We start from the raw sequence: 728 nt of genomic DNA, 5'->3' as shown, positions 1-728 counted from the left end.
CACGGGCGGCCGGATCCGACTCGGCGGCCGAAAGCAGGGGCAACACCTCCGCCGAAAAGGCGGGGGCGGCAAGCAACATGGCTAATAGGGCGATGGTGAGCTTCTTCATGGGATCTCCTCATTCGTTTTGGGGGCTTCTTCTTGTCCGTCGGCCAATCTACATGGCAGCAAGAAACGCGCCAGGCTCTCGGGCCGGAATCGATGCTCTGTCCAACCCTCAAGATTGTCCTCAACAATCTGATTTCAAAGGAGTTAGGGGCTGTCTCACGGAATCGTCGCGATTCTCGAAGCTGAGAATGGCCATTCTCAACTTTGAGAATGCTCTCACCGATCGAGGGCCACGCGCCGCGTGAGCTTCAAGGGGCTTTCACGCCCAACGCGAGCGCCCGACGTCGGCTCCCTGCGACATCATGCAAGGTGCGATCGAATCGCTGGTCGGCCGGGCGGCGGATTCCAATACGACCTCGCACGGCCGATCGAGAGCCTCGCTGAGGGTTTCCTGCTGAGTGTGCGCGACGCGATGGACAGCATGTTCCACCAACACGCTGGTGGCGGTGGCGGCAGCGAGGTCGCGAGATCGCGAGTGCTGGTCAATCAGCGCCAAGATCGTCGACGAACCGTGCTTCAGGAACGACCTCATTCAAGGTCACTCCCAGCTGATCGACGACTATGCCTTGGATGATGCTCCACACCTCTCGCTCGGATCGAGCACCTACGGAGCCTGCGAT

General features: G+C 60.3%; 1 protein-coding gene. It reads right to left on the bottom strand.

What is annotated here, in order from left to right; genetic code table 11:
• Positions 1-367: 367 nt before the first annotated feature.
• Positions 368-640, bottom strand: coding sequence for a hypothetical protein (locus GY725_22950; GenBank protein ID MCP4007049.1), 273 nt, complete (start codon positions 638-640; stop codon positions 368-370).
• Between the last annotated feature and the right edge of the window lie 88 nt (positions 641-728).

It is taken from the genome of bacterium (assembly GCA_024226335.1).
Lineage (GTDB): Bacteria > Myxococcota_A > UBA9160 > SZUA-336 > SZUA-336 > JAAELY01.
Note: the sequence above shows the minus strand (reverse complement) of the source record. Positions and strands in the feature narration are given on the sequence as shown.